Source organism: Nonomuraea sp. NPDC003754, assembly GCF_053605785.1.
This window is the reverse complement of the sequence record NZ_JBSGJX010000083.1, coordinates 1-14,579: the sequence shown is the minus strand read 5'-3', so window position 1 is coordinate 14,579 and position 14,579 is coordinate 1. Positions and strand designations below refer to the sequence as shown.

The window sequence follows — 14,579 nt, the reverse complement described above, 5'->3', positions numbered from 1 at the left end:
AACGAAGACCCCAAGCCGTTCGTGTGGGTCAAGACCGCCGAAGAGATTCTTGCATCCCTCGCCAAATATTGCCGACGAATTTCAGGCGCATGACATAGGGCGCTGTGATGAAACCCCGGCCCCCCACACCCGAGGCCGCCGGCGAGCCCCGCCAGGCACAACCCCGTGGCCACGAGACGAGCCGCCCTTCACCCCTACGGGTGGTGCGCGCGAAGGGCGACATCCCTCTCGTGGCCATGGGCTCCACGGCTCTTTCCCCTTCGTGAAAGGGAACGCCACGAGATGAAAGGACGATCAGAGTTCAATCGGTGGTTCGGCCAGGCCAGGGGCCCTGGTAGTCCAGCCGACCACGCTATGCAACCTCGATTGCGTGTACTGCTATCTGCCGTTCCGGCGTCTCAGCAATGAGATGGACCTCGAGGTCGCCCATGCCGTTGCAGCCTCGGCTGCGAATCTGACCGATTCCGGCGGCCAGCTGGAAATCGTGTGGCACGGCGGGGAGCCTCTCGCCCTGGGCCGAAGCAAGTTCACCGCCCTGCTCGCGCCGTTCGAAGACCTGCGGCACGCGGGCCGGATCCAGCACAGCGTGCAGACCAACGCCACCCTCATCGACAACGAGTGGTGTGACCTGTTCGCCCGATACCAGGTCAGTGTCGGCGTCAGCATCGACGGGCCGGCGGCTCTGAACGCCCGACGGGTGGATCTACGCGGCCGGCCTGCCTTCGACCGGATCGTGCGCGGCATCCGCCGCCTCCACGATTACGGCATCCGCTTCAGCTTGATCGCCGTCGTTGGACCGAGGGCATTGAACAGCCCGAGTCCCTCCTGGACTTCCTCGCGGACCTGGGGCCGCACACCATCGGCCTGAACGTGGAGGAGATGGAAGGCGTCAACGATCGACGGTGCGGGATCACCCAGGACCAGGCCGAACGATTCTGGAAGCGGGTCCTACATTGGCGCAAGACCCACAGCGCAGGGCCGGCGCTACGGGAGCTCGAACGGCTCACTGACTACCTGCACCTCGCCCGCGGCGGGCAGAGCGACCAGTGGTGCAGATACGGCCTCGATCCGATTCCGACAGTGTCCGTTGATGGAGACGTGGTGCTGGCGTCGCCCGAGCTGGCTGGCATCAGCGACGACGCCTACGGCGACTTCGTTGCCGGGAACGTCTGCTCTCAGAGCATCTCCAGCATGCTGGATCAGGCGCACCGGCTGCGCTACGTCGCCGAGTTCATGATCGGCCTGTCACGGTGCCAGGCGGAATGCGAGTTCTTCAACTTCTGCCGCGGCGCGCAGGCATGCAACCGGTATTTCGAGAACGGCAGCTTCGCGAGCACGGAGACCGACTACTGCCGGCTCACCCGTCAAGCCCTCATCACGCTCTGTACTCCTCGACCAAAAAGGAGATCGCGTCATGACCATTCTGGAGTACCTGGCCACTACGGATGCGAAAGTGGTCGACGACCTGCTCGGCGCCAGCACCCTCGATGTCCCCGATCCGACGCAGGCCGCCAAATTCGACAACAAGCCGACCTGGGACAACAACAAGAAGGGGGGATTCGATAACAGGCCGACCTGGGACAACTGGAGCAAGAAGAAGAAGTAGCAGATGGCCGTCGTAGGCGCGGGTCACCGCGCCCACGACGGGACCAATACGGAAGGCAAGACGATGGACACACGCACCGTACGCCAGACGAGCGTTACGCTGCCCGACCTGGACGACGTAGACCTGGACGAGGTCGATTCGCTCGAAGGTGAACACGGCAAGCTGCGCGACTTCCGCTACGCCGCCGCGCATCTACGCGAGCTGTCCCTGTCAGGGACCCAGCTCATGGACGGACGCGTCACCGGGCTCACCACCCAGCGTGCCCGCCTCGACGACCTGAGCCTGCACTCAGTGGAGTTCTCCGGCTGTGACCTGTCCGGCCTCCGCTGGGAGAACAGCAAGCTCTCCCGGGTCGCATTCACCGACTGCAAGATGATCGGCGCGACGTGGGAGCAGGTCACGCTCGATGACGTAATCTTCGAGCGGTGCAGGTTCGACCTCGCCATCTTCACTCGCGTACGCGCCGCTGGGCCAGTCATCTTCTCGTCTTGCTCCCTGCGTGAGGCGGAGTTCTCCGCAGCCGACTTGAGCGGTGTGGCGTTCGACGAGTGCGACCTACACCTGACGGAGTTCGACGGCGGCACCTTCCGTGACTGTGATCTGCGGGGCAACGATCTGTCCAACCTTCGCGGCGTGACCGGGCTCAAGAAGATCATCATCGATCGGTCACAGCTCCAGGGCCTCGCCCAGGCGTTCGCGGCCGAACAGGAGATCACCTTCGAATAGGACCTCGACAACCAAGGAGGCGGAGACATGGGCTTACATCTGCTGTTCGACCAGTTCAGCGACATCCAGGGACGTATCGACATCGGGCATGTCAGGCAGGCAGGCGACGCGCCAGGGTATGACGACGGCGTGGCCGTCGTCCCCCGCGGGGACTGGACACCCCTCAGCAGTGTGGAAGCCGACCGTCTCCGGCCCGACGACACGACCCCGACCAGCGTGGTGATCGAGCTGGTCGCCCAAACTCTCCCGGTGTTCGCTTCCGACGATCTACAAGTCCGAGTGGACGCCGCGACCGCTCTCGACCCGCTGGACGGTCGTTGGCCGCGCAGGCGGCTCGCCTGCGCGGCCAGCCGGGCCGGGCTGCTCACCAGCACCGAAGACTCCACGACTGGCCACCGGATCGGACTGCACGTCGATAACTTCGACCGGCTGCCCTACTCTGCCCGGCAGAACAGCCGCCGACGCCTCTGCCTCAATCTGGGGCCCGGCACCCGCTATCTCCTCGTCGGCGATCGGGACATCAAGGAGATCTGCCGCGTCATAGGCCATGACCAGGGCGGGTACTGCCCGCATACCGACGATCTGCGCCGTTACGTCGCAGAGGGGCATCCGCTGCGCTGCCTGCGCATCCGGCTGCAGCCCGGCCAGGGGTACATCGCCCCCACGGAGTTCCTGCCGCACGACGGCTCTACAAACGGTGAGGAATCTTGGTCACTCGCCGCCTTCTGGTTGGGTTGAGCCCGCACACGAAAACCCGAGGAGCTGCTGGCGCCCGCGTGGACGTCAGCGCCCGAGCGTGCGGTGACCGGGCTCGCGGCCCTGTGGACGCTGTTCCGCCTCTACAAGGCGATGTACGTCGAGGAGGGTCGCGAGTTCCGTAGTCGCGCAGTCTCCGCTGGCTGCGCCTGGGTGGAGTACCGCACCCGATAGCCGGCACATAGCAAAACGAACGCCCCACCCATCAGGACGGAGCGCTCGCGCCCAGGCGACATCACGACGGTACGCCGGGGACCGCAGACACGCCAGCTATCTGGTGCTGGTCGTGAACCCCGCGGTGGTCGGGTCGCCGGTCGTGCCGGCCACGATGGACACCAGCAGGGACACCACGGCGGCCATGCCCGCCATGGAGCCGATCGTCGGCCATGCCACGTCGAACAGGCCAACCGCGCCGGTGCCGATCGTGGCAAGCGCCGAGCTCGCGGCAACGCCGACCATGCGCTCGCCGGCGTCCTAGTTGACCCAATTGCCGAGCGGTACAACCCAGAGGGCGATGATGTTCGATTCGTCGTCCACCGGGCGAGAGAGGACGCTATGCCGTCGAGTGGTGGGACTCCCGGCACCAACGACCAGCTGAGCCGCTACATCCGCGACTACCTGGTCGAGCACGACGAGAGCGAGCGTGCGCTCGCGCTCAGAGCTCGCGATCCCGAGACGGGCCTTAAGCTCCAGCACGGCTACATCAACAGCCTCGCCAAGAACACAGTCCTTCGGGCGCCTGAGCTGTGGCGTCTGCGCGCCCTGGCCGCCGCGATGCAGCGGCCGGCGCGGGTGCTGGCCGAGCTGGCCGCAGCTCAGTGGCTCGGGGTCGAGGTGGCCGAGATCCCGAAGGAGGGGGGAGAGGACTGGGTGGCGGTCACCGTTCCGAAGGATATGAGCACCGAGGAGAGGGAGGGATTTGTCCTCTTTGCGCAGGACATAGTGCGACGTAATCCGAAATAGCGGACAGTTAGCATTCAACTACTCGCATAACAACATGATGACTGTCGGCTGTATCGCACAACAATGGACAGGACATCGGGGTCTACTCGGCAGACAAAGCACCACACTGCGCAGAGAGACTCAGATGACCCCTCAGCTCCACATCCGACTCGTTAACCCCGAAGAACTGGTGATCAGCAGAGTCAACAGCCGCATGAAGCACGGCCGCCTCGAAATGCTGCTCGACCGCACCGGCGTAGACCCCAACGTCCTGGAACCCCTTCAGATCGTAGGCGCGCGCACCCTCAGCGACCTCGTCCCACTGCTCACCCTCGGCCGCTCACCCACCGTTCGCTACTACCTGGAGCGCAACGTCCCCGGCCTCGTCCACATGGACGTCTCCCCCTACCAGGCCGACGTCTACCTCGAGCGAGAGCTCATCCCTCTGGACCTGGCCGACGAACTCGCCGGCCACTCCACCAACTTGCTCCGACATTTCGTCTTGTAGGAGGCTCGATGGCGAACGTTGCCAAGAGGTGCAACTGTCGCGACCCCGAGACCGGCAAGAAGCTCGGCAAGAAGTGCCCTGAGCTGGCCAAGCGCGCCCACGGCTCGTGGTGGATGCGGTACGAGGCGCCGCCGAGCCCGGACGGCACGCGCCGCCGGCCATGGGCCGGGCCGTACCGGACGAAGACAGAGGCCGAGGCGGCGCTCCCCCAGCTGCTCGCAGAGGCGCGCGCCGGACAGCCGGTCGTCGACCGGCGGCTGAAGGTCGGGCCGTACCTACGTAAGTGGCTGGCCGGCAAGAAAACGCTCGCCGAGTCGACCAGGCAGGGGTACGAGGAGCAGATCGACCTGTACCTGGAGCCAGGACTCGGCCACTTGTACCTGTCGGACCTGCGCGAGGACCACCTGGAGAAGCTGTACGAGGCTCTCGGGCAGATCAACCGGTCGGTCGAAGGGCAGCCCAGCGAGATGCTGCGTCGCCTGCTCGCCGTACGAAAGGAGGCCACCTGGGCTGGTGCGCAGCCGGGCCAGCTGCACATCAGCAAACCGTTGTCGCCGGCGCGCATCCGGCGTGTGCACGCGACCTTGTCGAGCGCGCTGTCGACGGCGCTGCGGCAGAAGAAGATCGGCCACGATCCGTCCAAGAACATCGAGCTGCCCACCGCGAAGAAGCGGCGCCCGCTTCTCTGGACGCCCGAGCGGGTCGCGCGCTGGCGCGAGCTGCTGGCCGACGAGGCCGCCAAGGAACCCGCCGACCGTAGACGGGTACCGAAGCCCTCGCCGGTCATGGTGTGGACGCCCGCTTTGGCGGGGGACTGGCTCGATCTGCTCGTGGAGTGGGAGGAGCGGCTGTATGCGCTCTACCACCTCGTGATTACCCGCGGGTTGCGCCGGGCCGAGGTGTGCAGCGTGGAGTGGACCGACACCGACCTCGACGGGGAGGGCACGATCTCGGTCCTGGAGGACGAGGACGCCGAAGCTGAGAGTGGCATCAAGTCCGATGCGTCTCGCCGCACGGTGAAGATGGGCAAGGCCAACGTGCAGCTGCTGCGAGCCTGGAGGAAGGTCCAGGCCGCCGACAAGCTCGCCGCCGGCCGGGCCTGGGTCGACAGCGGCAAGGTGTTCACCGACGAGCTCGGCAGGCCGCTGGATCTCAACTGGCTGACCGACCACACCGAGTGGCTGATGAAGAAGAGCGGGTTGCCGCCCGTGCGTTTCCACGACATGCGGCACTGCGCGGCCACGATCATGCTGGCGAGCGGGATGGACATGAAAGACGTCTCGGCGACGCTCGGCCACCGGCAGTACTGGTTCACCGCCGATACCTACACGGTGGTGTTGCCGGAGATCGCGGAGGCGGCGGCCGACGCCGCGGTGGCGATGATTCCCCGGCGGTCGTCGCGCGCCGCTACTTCGTGATCGTCTGCCGGATGGTCCGGCATTGGTCCGGCAGGCGATCGTTTAGGGAAGTGGATCAACCTCGACGATCAAGGCTTCTCCTGGTAGGGCGCCCGGGGCTCGAACCCGGAACCTACGGATTAAAAGTCCGCAGCTCTGCCAATTGAGCTAACGCCCCTCGCAAGATGCAGGGTACAGAGGCTACCGCCCCCCGCGCGACGTCAGGCACATCACCTGTACGCCGACAACCCGGTCAACGCCTCTCCCAGCACCAGCGTATGGATCTCCTCAGTCCCCTCGTACGTCAGCACGCTCTCCAGGTTCGTCATGTGCCTGATCACCGGGTACTCCAGTGTGATCCCGTTTCCGCCGAGGATCGAGCGGGCCTGCCGGGCGATGTCCAGCGCGGCCCGCACGTTGGCGAGTTTCCCGAAGCTGATCTGCTGGGGCGTGAGTGCCCCCGCGTCCTTCAGGGCTCCCAGGTGGAAAGCGGTCAGCGACGACTGTGCCAGTCCGACGTACATCCACGCAAGCTTCTCTTGTGTGAGCTGGAATCCGGCGATGGGCCGGTCGAACTGGACGCGGGTGCGCGCGTAGTCGAGCGCCGTCTCCAGGCAGGCGCGGGCGGCGCCGACGACGCCCCAGAGGATGCCGAAGCGGGCCTCCGACAGGCAGGAGAGCGGCCCGCGCAGGCCGGTCACGCCGGGCAGGACGGCCGAGCCGGGCAGGCGGAGGTCGTCGAAGTAGAGCGAGGAGGTCACCGACGCGCGCAGCGACATCTTCTTGTGGATCGGGGGCGCGGAGAATCCGGGCGTGTCGGTCGGGACGACGAAGCCGCGGATGCCGTCGTCGGTCTGGGCCCAGACGACGGCCACGTCGGCGATGGACCCGTTGGTGATCCACATCTTGGATCCGTTGAGAATCCAGTCGGAGCCGTCGCGCTTGGCGAAGGTGCGCATGGCGGAGGGGTCGGATCCGTGGTCGGGTTCGGTGAGGCCGAAGCACCCGATGGCCGACCCTGAGGCCATCAGGGGTAGCCATTGCCGCTTCTGCTCGTCGGACCCGTACTTCCAGATGGGGAACATGGCCAGCGAACCCTGGACCGACACGAACGAGCGCAGCCCCGAGTCGCCCGCTTCGAGCTCGCGGCAGGCCAGGCCGTACGAGGTCGCGTCGGTGCCGGCGCAGCCGTACCCCTCGAGGTGCATGCCAAGCAGCCCCAGCTCGCCGAGGGCGGGCGCGAGCTCTCGGGCGGGGAAGACGGCCTCTTCGAACCAGTCGCCCACGTACGGCAGGACGCGGTCGGCGACGAACGACCGGACGGTGTCCCTGATCAGTTTCTGGTCGCCGGTGAGCCTGTCGTCGACCCGTAGCAAGTCGACCCGTAGCAAGTCGTCCATACCCCAGGGTTCTACCAGGGGCAATCCCGATGTGGAAACAGCGGGCCCGGGGGCAGTCTTGAGCCATGAGCGAATCGAACTTCAAGCAGCTGCGCAGGACCCGCCAGGGCAGGATCATCGCGGGTGTCTGCTCGGGCATCGGCGACTACGTCGGCATCGACGCCAACCTGGTCAGGATCGGCCTGGCGATCGCCACGCTGTTCGGCGGCGCCGGCATCGGCGTCTACGCGATCGGCTGGCTGCTCATGCCCGAGGAGGGCAAGAACACCTCGATCGTCCAGGACCTGATCAACAACAAGCAGGCCAAGGACACCTGGCACCAGGCGACCCCCGACTACAGCCCGGCCGCGGGCTGGCAGCGCCAGGAGCCCGGCATGCCCGGTGACCAGAAGCCGCAGGCGTGACCGTGCCGGCGGGCTCAGGCGGCGGCCTGGGCGCGCACTCTGGCGACGATGTCGCCGCGAGACTCGGTCCACATCATGGCCAGCACGGCCGCGACCGTCACCCCGCTGATCCCCGCCAGGGCGACGACGGGCTCGGGGCCGAGTCTCTCGGCGGCTATGCCGCCGATCAGGATGCCGATGCCCTGCGCGGCCATCAGCCCTGACTGCACCAGGCCGAACGCCTGGCCGCGCCGCTCGGCCGGGACGCACTGGACGAAGGCGGCGTTGGCCGCGAGCTGGTAGGCGCCCCCGATCCCCGACAGGACCCACAGGGCCAGCACGACCGCCAGCGACGGCCGCATCGCGCACACGATCAGCGGCGCGCACGTGAGCATCGACAGCCACCCCATGGCGCGCAGCCGCCCCGCGGGCGAGACGAACCTGCTGAGGAGGAAGGCCCCCAGCACCGTCCCCGCCGGCATGGCCGCCATCAGCAGGCCGGTGATCACCGGTACCGGCAGCGAGGCGTCCTTCGCCAGCTCCACGGCGTACGGCACCGCGATGCCCTCAGGCAGCACGTAGAACCCGCACAGCCAGGCGAACAGGACGAGCGTGCGCAGCTTCCTGTCACTGAAGACGAGCACGGCTCCGGCGCGCGTCATGTGCCACATCGACGGCTTCTTCCCGTCCGTACGGCCGGCGGCCGGCCTCCGCCGTACCCCTGAGACGAGGATCAGCGCGGAGGCGAGGAAGGTGGCCGCGTCCAGCGCCAGCGCCCGGTAGGGCCCAAGGAAGGCGATCGCGGCGCCGCCGGCGGCGAACCCGAGCATCTGGACGGCCTGGTTGGTCATGTTCTGCAGGGCCGAGCCCATGACATAGCGGTCGCCCTCGAGCACCTCGGGCAGCAGCGCCGCCCTGGCCGCCGAGAACGGCGCGCTGAGCAGCACGACGAAGAACACCAGCACGCACAGCACGGCGAACGGCATGCCGGGAACGGCCATGACGGCCACGAGCAGCGCGCGCAGAAGATCGCACACGATCATCACCCGGCGGCGCGCGAAGCGGTCGGCCAGGCCCGCGAGCAGCGGCCCGCCGAGGATCGACGGCAGGTAGGTCAGCGCGTAGACGGCGGCCGTGGCGAGGGCGGACTGCGTCCGGTGGAACACGAGCACGGCCAGCGCCACCTGGGCGAGCTGGTCGCCCAGCAGGGAAAGGCCCTGGCCGTACCAGAGCGCGCGGAACTCACGTAGGGCGAAGACCTCGCCGTACGTGGCCCGCCGTTCAGGGGCACGCCTGTGCCTCCCCGGAAGCCTAGCCCCCATAGGTCCCCGCTGAACCTGACTCAGTGTGCTCGCTATGTGACCTAAGGTGCCGGGGAGGGGGCTGCGGCGCAACCGAAAGCAGCCAAGCTCTTGCAAACTGTAATCGCGGGCCCGCGATCACCAGCCCAGCTGATGGAGCCGCTCGTCGTCGATCCCGAAATGGTGCGCTATCTCGTGGACGACCGTGATCTGCACTTCCTGCACGACCTGTGCCTCGCTGTCGCACATTTCACAGATGGGGTTGCGGTAGATCTCGATGCGGTCGGGCAGGACCGCCGAGTACCAATCGCCGCGCTGCGTCAGGGGAACACCGGTGTACAGCCCGAGAAGATCAGGCTCCGGCGGGTCGTCCACGACCACCACCACGACGTTGTCCATCACGCGGGTCAGGTCGGGAGGGATCGTGTCCAATGCTTCGGCCACGAGTTCTTCGAACTTCTCCCGGGAGACCTCTATCACGGTTGCCATTCTGCCCCGTCCGTCGGGTAGGCAAGAAGGCGTATGAACGTCATCAGAACCGTCATACGGTCGCGGCCTGCCCGGGTCGCGGCGGTGCTTCTCGTGTCCGCGGTCGGCGCCTGGCTCGGCATCATCCTCAGCGGGACGGTCCGCGCCCAGGTCGGTCCCGTCGAGACGGGGATGTCGCTCAGGCCCGCGTTGACCGGTGAGACCGTGGTCGACGCCCACCCGCTCGGCACCCTCAGGTTCCGCAGCCACGACGCGCCGCTCCGCCTGCGCATCACGCTCGAGAACATCGACCAGGACAAGGCCAGAGCCTTCATCGACGACCCGAAGCTCGCCACCCGGCTGCCCGAGATCATCGAGGACGACCTGCGCGGCGGAGTCCAGGCGTTGGTGATCCGTTCCCTGCTGTGCGCCGCCGCGGGAGCGCTGCTCGCCGGATACCTCGTCTTCCGCCGACCCAGGGTCGCCCTCTACAGCCTGCTCGCCGCCGCCGTCGCCCTCGCGGGCACCGGCGCCGTCGCCGCCCTCACCTTCCGCCCCAGCTCCCTCGTGGAGCCCCGCTACTCGGGGCTGATCGCCGCCGCGCCGTCACTCGTGGGCAGCGCCCAGTCGATCGTGACCAAGTTCGAGTCGTACCGCCAGCAGCTCACCAAGCTCGTGACGAACGTCTCCAAGCTGTACGACACGGTCTCCGCGCTGCCCACCTACGACCCCGCCCCCGCCTCCATCAAGGTCCTGCACGTCTCCGACATCCACATCAACCCGATCGCGTGGAACGTCGTCCGCTCGCTCAAGGAGCAGTTCATGGTCGACGTCATCGTGGACACCGGCGACATCTCCGACCACGGCACCAAGGCCGAGAACGCCTTCATGGAGGAGATCGGCAAGCTCCGCGTGCCGTACGTCTTCGTGCGCGGCAACCACGACTCCAAGGTCACCGAGCGCGCGGTCGCCGCGCAGAAGAACGCGGTCGTCCTCGACGACGACTCCACCACCGTCGCCGGGCTGCGCATCTACGGCCTGGGCGACCCCCGCTTCACCCCCGACAAGTCGGTGCCGGCCGACAACGATCCGGCCCGCATGCGCGAGTTCGGCCGCGAGCACGCCGTACGGCTGCCGCAGCCCTCTCCCGTCGACCTGGTCGCCATCCACGACCCCGACGCGGCCAAGGGCTTCTCCGGATTCGCTCCGCTGGTCCTGGCCGGCCACTCCCACCGCCGCTCGACCACGCTCCTGCCGTCCGGCACCCGCGTCCTCGTCCAGGGCTCCACCGGCGGCGCCGGACTCCGCGCCCTCGAACACGCCGAACCGACACCCGTCCAGGCATCGGTTCTGTACTTCGACAAGACCACGCACAGGCTCCAGGCCTGGGACGACATCACGCTCGGCGGCCTCGGAGAGCAGTCGGTGCACATCCAGCGTCACGTCGAGCCGGACCCTCGACGTATGATTTCCCCAGCACCAACGACGTCCCCGTCGCCAACGGGAAGCGTCAGCGGAGCTTCCGGTGGACAACCACTTTGGCACTTGGGGCACTCGTCCCCTATGCTTCAGAGGTCTCCAACGGAAGACGTCAGGAACGGGACGAAAGTCCCGGGCCCCCATCGTCTAGCGGCCTAGGACACCGCCCTTTCAAGGCGGCGGCACGGGTTCGAATCCCGTTGGGGGCACACGGCGACACCAGCCGGACGGAAGGTCGAAGACCTCCGAAAGACTGGTAAGCTAAGCGAGGCGGTTCGGCCGGAAGGCCGGAACGAAAGCAAGGTCCTGTAGAGCAGTTTGGAGTGCTCGCCACCCTGTCAAGGTGGAGGTCGCGGGTTCAAGTCCCGTCAGGACCGCTCTGGGTCAGGTAGCTCAGTTGGTACGAGCGTCCGCCTGAAAAGCGGAAGGTCGGCAGTTCGACCCTGCCCCTGACCACCCTTCTTGAACAGCAAAAACGCCCCGACGCGATCAGCGTGCGGGGCTTTTTGATTCGGTGACAGCAGCAGTGACAGCAACGACTACACCTGACGCTCTGTAACGGTTTGATCGTTTGAGGCCATGCTGAGGTTCCGTTGCGCAATCTTGGTCAGGTGTCGTTCGACAGTAATGTGAACCAAGAGGAATGGTCGGGGTCACCTGAACGGAAGCGGGCACGATTGTTCGGTTGGCTCGCCGTCACTCTTGCTGCTTTGTGGCTAGCAATCGTGATGTGGATGATCACGCTATGGGCGGTCTACCAGGGTGCGTACGCCGACGCCTTTATCGACTTGGTTGGGGTGCTGCTCGCCCCATCCGTGATCTTCCTGGTTGCCGTCATAGCTTTGGTCTATGCACGTCAGGCCCAACAGCAGCGCTTCGAGGACAAGAACAGAGAAGTCCGACGGGATGTTCAGCTGGGCTCTCGCGAGGCGGAACTGATCGGACAAGACGATTCTTATCTCAGCGAGCTCTGGAAGATCACCAATGAACGTCTGCGTGGGTATCACACAAGGGCCGATCAGCATGCGGAGCAGAGCTTTCGGAATGCTCAGTGGGCGATTCTGGGCGGCTTCCTGATCATCGTCGGCACATCGGGTATCGCAGCCTGGAAGACACTGTCCACGCCGTCGAGCATCGTTGTTGGCCTGGTCGGTACGGCCGGGGCGGTACTTGCCGCGTACATCGGGCGAACTTTCCTGCGACTACAAGAGACCACAGCTCGTCACCTCCGGTCATACTTCGCTCAGCCCGAGGAGACGTTCAGATTTCTTGTCGCGCAGAGGCTCATTCGGGAGCTTAACGATGACCAACGGCCCGAAGCCGTAGCGCAGCTGATCGAGGCGATCGCTCGCACCGGCGGATCCGATCAGTCTCGCCAGAATGACGAACCCTCCGAGACGACCGAGAAGGACGCTGGTAAGTAAGGATGAGTGCCTCGACGCTGGAGTGAGCGTCGAGGCACTGTGCGGCTGCTTTGGCTTACCAGAGTGCTTCCCCGAGCCTGTGCAGTGCCGCGCGCTTGTCGTCGAGGGAGACGTGGGCGTAGATGGTCATGGTCACCTCGATGTCGCTGTGGCCTACGATGTCGCGGACGACCTGGGGCGGGACACCGAGGTTGAGCAGGAGTGTCACGCAGGTGTGGCGGAGATCGTGGAAGCGCATCTCGCCGAGGCCGGCGGCCTTGCGAATGGCTCCCCAGCTTCGTCGTAGGTTGTCCGGCTCCATGGGGGTGCCGCATCGGGAGGGGAAAACAAGGCCGTGTTCCTTCCACTCTTCCCAGCGGTCTGAGCGTTCTGCGAACTGCTTCTTGCGGTGCTCCTTCAGGGCTTCTAGGCAGATCAGAGGTAGCGGGACGGTTCGCTCCGAGTCGGCGGTCTTGGGGCGGACGAACTGGAGGCGTCCGCCGACGCGCTGGAGGCTCTGTACGACTTCTAGCTTGGTGCCGTCGAGATCGACGTCTTCCCAGCGGAGCCCAAGCAGTTCCCCGCGGCGCAGGCCGAGGCAGAGCGCCAGGACGTACAAGGCATAGAGCCGGTGTTCGCGACCGGCCTTGAGGACCGCCCGAGCTTGCGGAACGGTGAGTCCGCGATTGACCTTGTACTTGGGAACCGGGACCTTGACCAGTTTGGCGACGTTGCGGGCGATGATCTCCTCTCGGACAGCGCACTCCAAGGCGTTCCGGAGAACCGCATGAATGGACTGCACCATACGTGTCGACAACCGTGACTGACAGCAGGTGCCATTCTTGAGGGCACAGCACTGAAAAGTCTCGCGAGAAGCATCCCAGCCGTTCCGGCAGCACTGGCACTCGGAGCGGACTCGATTGATGAACAACCTGACGTCCTGGGCGTTGAGTTTGCCGAGCCGCTTCCTGCCCAACCCAGGGATGAGATGGAGGCGGACCACGCCCTCGTAACCCTGATAGGTCTTGGGGCGCCGCTCTTCGCTGACGATGTGCTTGAGCCAGTACGTCAGGAAGTCGGCCACAGTCCAGTTCTCCGACGAGACGGGAATGCCTTGGTCGGCTTGGCGGAGAAGCTCGGTCAGCTTCTTCCGTGCGTCATCCTGGGTCCGGGAAGAGCCCTGCACTCGCTTGACCGTTCCCGCCGTGGTCTGAACGAACGCGGCATAGCCGTATCGGCCGTCCTTACGGGGCCAGATGCTTCGGTCGTGTCGAACTCGCCGGTGATGGTGCAACGCCGCGCCAACGCGTTCGGCGTGGTCATGGTGGCACGTCAGACGGTCTGCCTGGGCCGCCTGCATGCGGGCCAGGTCGTCACCGTGCACGTCAGTGACACCACCTTGACCATCGACCTGCCGGAAGGGCCACGAGTCGTGCGGCGCACCACCGACCTTCCGATCCGCAATGTCAAAGCTAACCGGCCCCGCAAGGTCAGCAATGTTTCCTAGATCACCTGTCGTGCATGTCCTGGGACAGAATCGTCACTCATCTTCTGGGACTAGACACAGGCCATCGAGGGCCGATGAATGAGAACTTTCTCCACGTCTTCAAGCCCGCCGCGTAGCGGCGGGTACGGCGCGATCATGCCGGGTCAGGGGAGGGGGCCGCGACCTCGGGTGTGACCTCACGCGGAAGGCCATAAGCAAGACGAGCGGGCTTCGGCAATGCTTCACCAAGAGCGACGACGAGAGGACTCCGAGGCGAGGCTGTACCACGCGCAACGATCACCACGACTCCATCAGCTCGCAGGAGTAGCAGCTCTTTGAGACGAACGCCGGGCCTGCCTGTCCACCGCTCTCCGGTCTCCGCTGCCAACACCGCGCCACCGCGGGGACAGCAACACTGAAGCCCCGGCCCCTGCGCGCTCGCTCGCGGCGGGCTGCGGCTCTCCGGCCGGTCCCGCCGCGGCGGCGCGCGTGCCGGCAAGCGGCACATCCGAGCATGATGGACCTGGCCGTCCCTGACGCCCGCTCCTCCTCAGACCTCGCCCACTCCCGCAGCGCCACGATCAGAGTCCATGGCAGACCAATCGCACGAGGCACCTGCCCCGCGGCTTAGAACGCCTAACGCAATGAGGTAAGGCGGCGCCAGCAGATGAGCGCGCAGGCCAGGCTGAGGAAAGCTTCGTGAATGTCTGCACGGATCTCCCAC

At 66.1% G+C, this 14,579-nt stretch carries 15 protein-coding genes, 4 tRNA genes and 1 pseudogene; 14 read left to right on the top strand and 6 right to left on the bottom strand.

Features of this window, described 5'->3' with window-relative positions; translation table 11 throughout:
- Positions 1-370: 370 nt before the first annotated feature.
- From ACWEVS_RS44945 to ACWEVS_RS44930, 4 genes are all read left to right on the top strand, one after another.
- A complete protein-coding gene (locus ACWEVS_RS44945) occupies positions 371-868 on the top strand; it encodes a radical SAM protein (protein WP_452557207.1) in 498 nt (165 codons plus the stop codon).
- A gap of 546 nt (positions 869-1,414) precedes the next feature.
- Positions 1,415-1,606 carry a multiple cyclophane-containing RiPP AmcA gene (gene amcA / locus ACWEVS_RS44940; RefSeq protein ID WP_452557205.1) on the top strand — a complete coding sequence of 64 codons (192 nt, stop codon included), beginning with the start codon at positions 1,415-1,417 and terminating at the stop codon, positions 1,604-1,606.
- A gap of 3 nt (positions 1,607-1,609) precedes the next feature.
- The gene (locus ACWEVS_RS44935; protein WP_452557203.1) at positions 1,610-2,332 is read left to right on the top strand and encodes a pentapeptide repeat-containing protein; all 723 of its coding nucleotides are present in this window, start codon (positions 1,610-1,612) and stop codon (positions 2,330-2,332) included.
- 27 nt (positions 2,333-2,359) lie between these two features.
- Positions 2,360-3,070: a hypothetical protein gene (locus ACWEVS_RS44930; protein ID WP_452557201.1), complete on the top strand. Its 711-nt coding sequence runs from the start codon at positions 2,360-2,362 to the stop codon at positions 3,068-3,070.
- A 288-nt stretch (positions 3,071-3,358) separates the two neighbouring features.
- Here ACWEVS_RS44930 and ACWEVS_RS44925 read toward each other — a convergent pair.
- A pseudogene (locus ACWEVS_RS44925) lies at positions 3,359-3,550 on the bottom strand (holin); the annotation flags it as partial.
- Positions 3,551-3,643: 93 nt separating this feature from the next.
- Between ACWEVS_RS44925 and ACWEVS_RS44920 the strand changes: the two are divergent.
- The 3 genes from ACWEVS_RS44920 (at position 3,644) to ACWEVS_RS44910 (ending at position 5,956) form a co-directional block, all read left to right on the top strand.
- On the top strand, positions 3,644-4,051 hold the full coding sequence (locus ACWEVS_RS44920) for a hypothetical protein (protein ID WP_452557199.1): 408 nt from the start codon (positions 3,644-3,646) through the stop codon (positions 4,049-4,051).
- Positions 4,052-4,220: 169 nt separating this feature from the next.
- Entirely contained in the window at positions 4,221-4,538 is a 318-nt protein-coding gene (locus ACWEVS_RS44915) for a hypothetical protein (protein WP_452557197.1), read from the top strand.
- An 8-nt stretch (positions 4,539-4,546) separates the two neighbouring features.
- Entirely contained in the window at positions 4,547-5,956 is a 1,410-nt protein-coding gene (locus tag ACWEVS_RS44910; protein WP_452557195.1) for a site-specific integrase, read from the top strand.
- An 81-nt stretch (positions 5,957-6,037) separates the two neighbouring features.
- On the opposite strand, the gene ACWEVS_RS44905 is transcribed toward ACWEVS_RS44910, so the two are convergent.
- Together ACWEVS_RS44905 and ACWEVS_RS44900 are read right to left on the bottom strand one after the other, a co-directional pair.
- Positions 6,038-6,113, bottom strand: a tRNA-Lys gene (locus ACWEVS_RS44905).
- Between the two features lie 52 nt (positions 6,114-6,165).
- Positions 6,166-7,335, bottom strand: coding sequence for an acyl-CoA dehydrogenase family protein (locus ACWEVS_RS44900; protein WP_449921665.1), 1,170 nt, complete (start codon positions 7,333-7,335; stop codon positions 6,166-6,168).
- A gap of 65 nt (positions 7,336-7,400) precedes the next feature.
- On the opposite strand from ACWEVS_RS44900, the gene ACWEVS_RS44895 reads away from it, so the two are divergent.
- A complete protein-coding gene (locus ACWEVS_RS44895) occupies positions 7,401-7,739 on the top strand; it encodes a PspC domain-containing protein (protein WP_449921663.1) in 339 nt (112 codons plus the stop codon).
- A gap of 14 nt (positions 7,740-7,753) precedes the next feature.
- Here ACWEVS_RS44895 and ACWEVS_RS44890 read toward each other — a convergent pair whose 3' ends face one another.
- A complete protein-coding gene (locus tag ACWEVS_RS44890; protein ID WP_452557193.1) occupies positions 7,754-9,040 on the bottom strand; it encodes an MFS transporter in 1,287 nt (428 codons plus the stop codon).
- A gap of 117 nt (positions 9,041-9,157) precedes the next feature.
- On the bottom strand, positions 9,158-9,508 hold the full coding sequence (locus ACWEVS_RS44885) for a metallopeptidase family protein (protein WP_449921657.1): 351 nt from the start codon (positions 9,506-9,508) through the stop codon (positions 9,158-9,160).
- 84 nt (positions 9,509-9,592) lie between these two features.
- Between ACWEVS_RS44885 and ACWEVS_RS44880 the strand changes: the two genes are divergently transcribed.
- From ACWEVS_RS44880 to ACWEVS_RS44860, 5 genes are all read left to right on the top strand, one after another.
- Positions 9,593-11,125: a metallophosphoesterase family protein gene (locus tag ACWEVS_RS44880; RefSeq protein WP_354923288.1), complete on the top strand. Its 1,533-nt coding sequence runs from the start codon at positions 9,593-9,595 to the stop codon at positions 11,123-11,125.
- A tRNA-Glu gene (locus ACWEVS_RS44875) sits at positions 11,103-11,175 on the top strand. Before ACWEVS_RS44880 ends, ACWEVS_RS44875 begins: the two co-directional genes overlap by 23 nt.
- Positions 11,176-11,268: 93 nt before the next feature.
- Positions 11,269-11,343 (top strand) — tRNA-Asp (locus ACWEVS_RS44870).
- A 5-nt stretch (positions 11,344-11,348) separates the two neighbouring features.
- Positions 11,349-11,422: transfer RNA gene (locus tag ACWEVS_RS44865), tRNA-Phe, on the top strand.
- Between the two features lie 155 nt (positions 11,423-11,577).
- Entirely contained in the window at positions 11,578-12,390 is an 813-nt protein-coding gene (locus ACWEVS_RS44860; protein WP_452557191.1) for a TRADD-N-associated membrane domain-containing protein, read from the top strand.
- Positions 12,391-12,445: 55 nt separating this feature from the next.
- Here ACWEVS_RS44860 and ACWEVS_RS44855 read toward each other — a convergent pair whose 3' ends face one another.
- Complete coding sequence (locus tag ACWEVS_RS44855) at positions 12,446-13,453, bottom strand: tyrosine-type recombinase/integrase (protein WP_452557189.1); 1,008 nt, start codon at positions 13,451-13,453, stop codon at positions 12,446-12,448.
- 183 nt (positions 13,454-13,636) lie between these two features.
- Here ACWEVS_RS44855 and ACWEVS_RS44850 point away from each other — a divergent pair, with 183 nt between their 5' ends.
- Complete coding sequence (locus tag ACWEVS_RS44850; protein WP_449921648.1) at positions 13,637-13,876, top strand: hypothetical protein; 240 nt, start codon at positions 13,637-13,639, stop codon at positions 13,874-13,876.
- Positions 13,877-14,579: the final 703 nt, after the last annotated feature.

Bases quoted from the DNA above. Each gene is read 5' to 3' on its own strand.
- amcA (WP_452557205.1), top strand. From the start codon at position 1,415: ATGACCATTCTGGAGTACCTGGCCACTACGGATGCGAAAGTGGTCGAC.
- ACWEVS_RS44935 (WP_452557203.1), top strand. From the start codon at position 1,610: ATGGCCGTCGTAGGCGCGGGTCACCGCGCCCACGACGGGACCAATACG.
- ACWEVS_RS44930 (WP_452557201.1), top strand. From the start codon at position 2,360: ATGGGCTTACATCTGCTGTTCGACCAGTTCAGCGACATCCAGGGACGT.
- ACWEVS_RS44920 (WP_452557199.1), top strand. From the start codon at position 3,644: ATGCCGTCGAGTGGTGGGACTCCCGGCACCAACGACCAGCTGAGCCGC.
- ACWEVS_RS44910 (WP_452557195.1), top strand. From the start codon at position 4,547: ATGGCGAACGTTGCCAAGAGGTGCAACTGTCGCGACCCCGAGACCGGC.
- ACWEVS_RS44900 (WP_449921665.1), bottom strand. From the start codon at position 7,335: ATGGACGACTTGCTACGGGTCGACTTGCTACGGGTCGACGACAGGCTC.
- ACWEVS_RS44895 (WP_449921663.1), top strand. From the start codon at position 7,401: ATGAGCGAATCGAACTTCAAGCAGCTGCGCAGGACCCGCCAGGGCAGG.
- ACWEVS_RS44890 (WP_452557193.1), bottom strand. From the start codon at position 9,040: ATGGGGGCTAGGCTTCCGGGGAGGCACAGGCGTGCCCCTGAACGGCGG.
- ACWEVS_RS44885 (WP_449921657.1), bottom strand. From the start codon at position 9,508: ATGGCAACCGTGATAGAGGTCTCCCGGGAGAAGTTCGAAGAACTCGTG.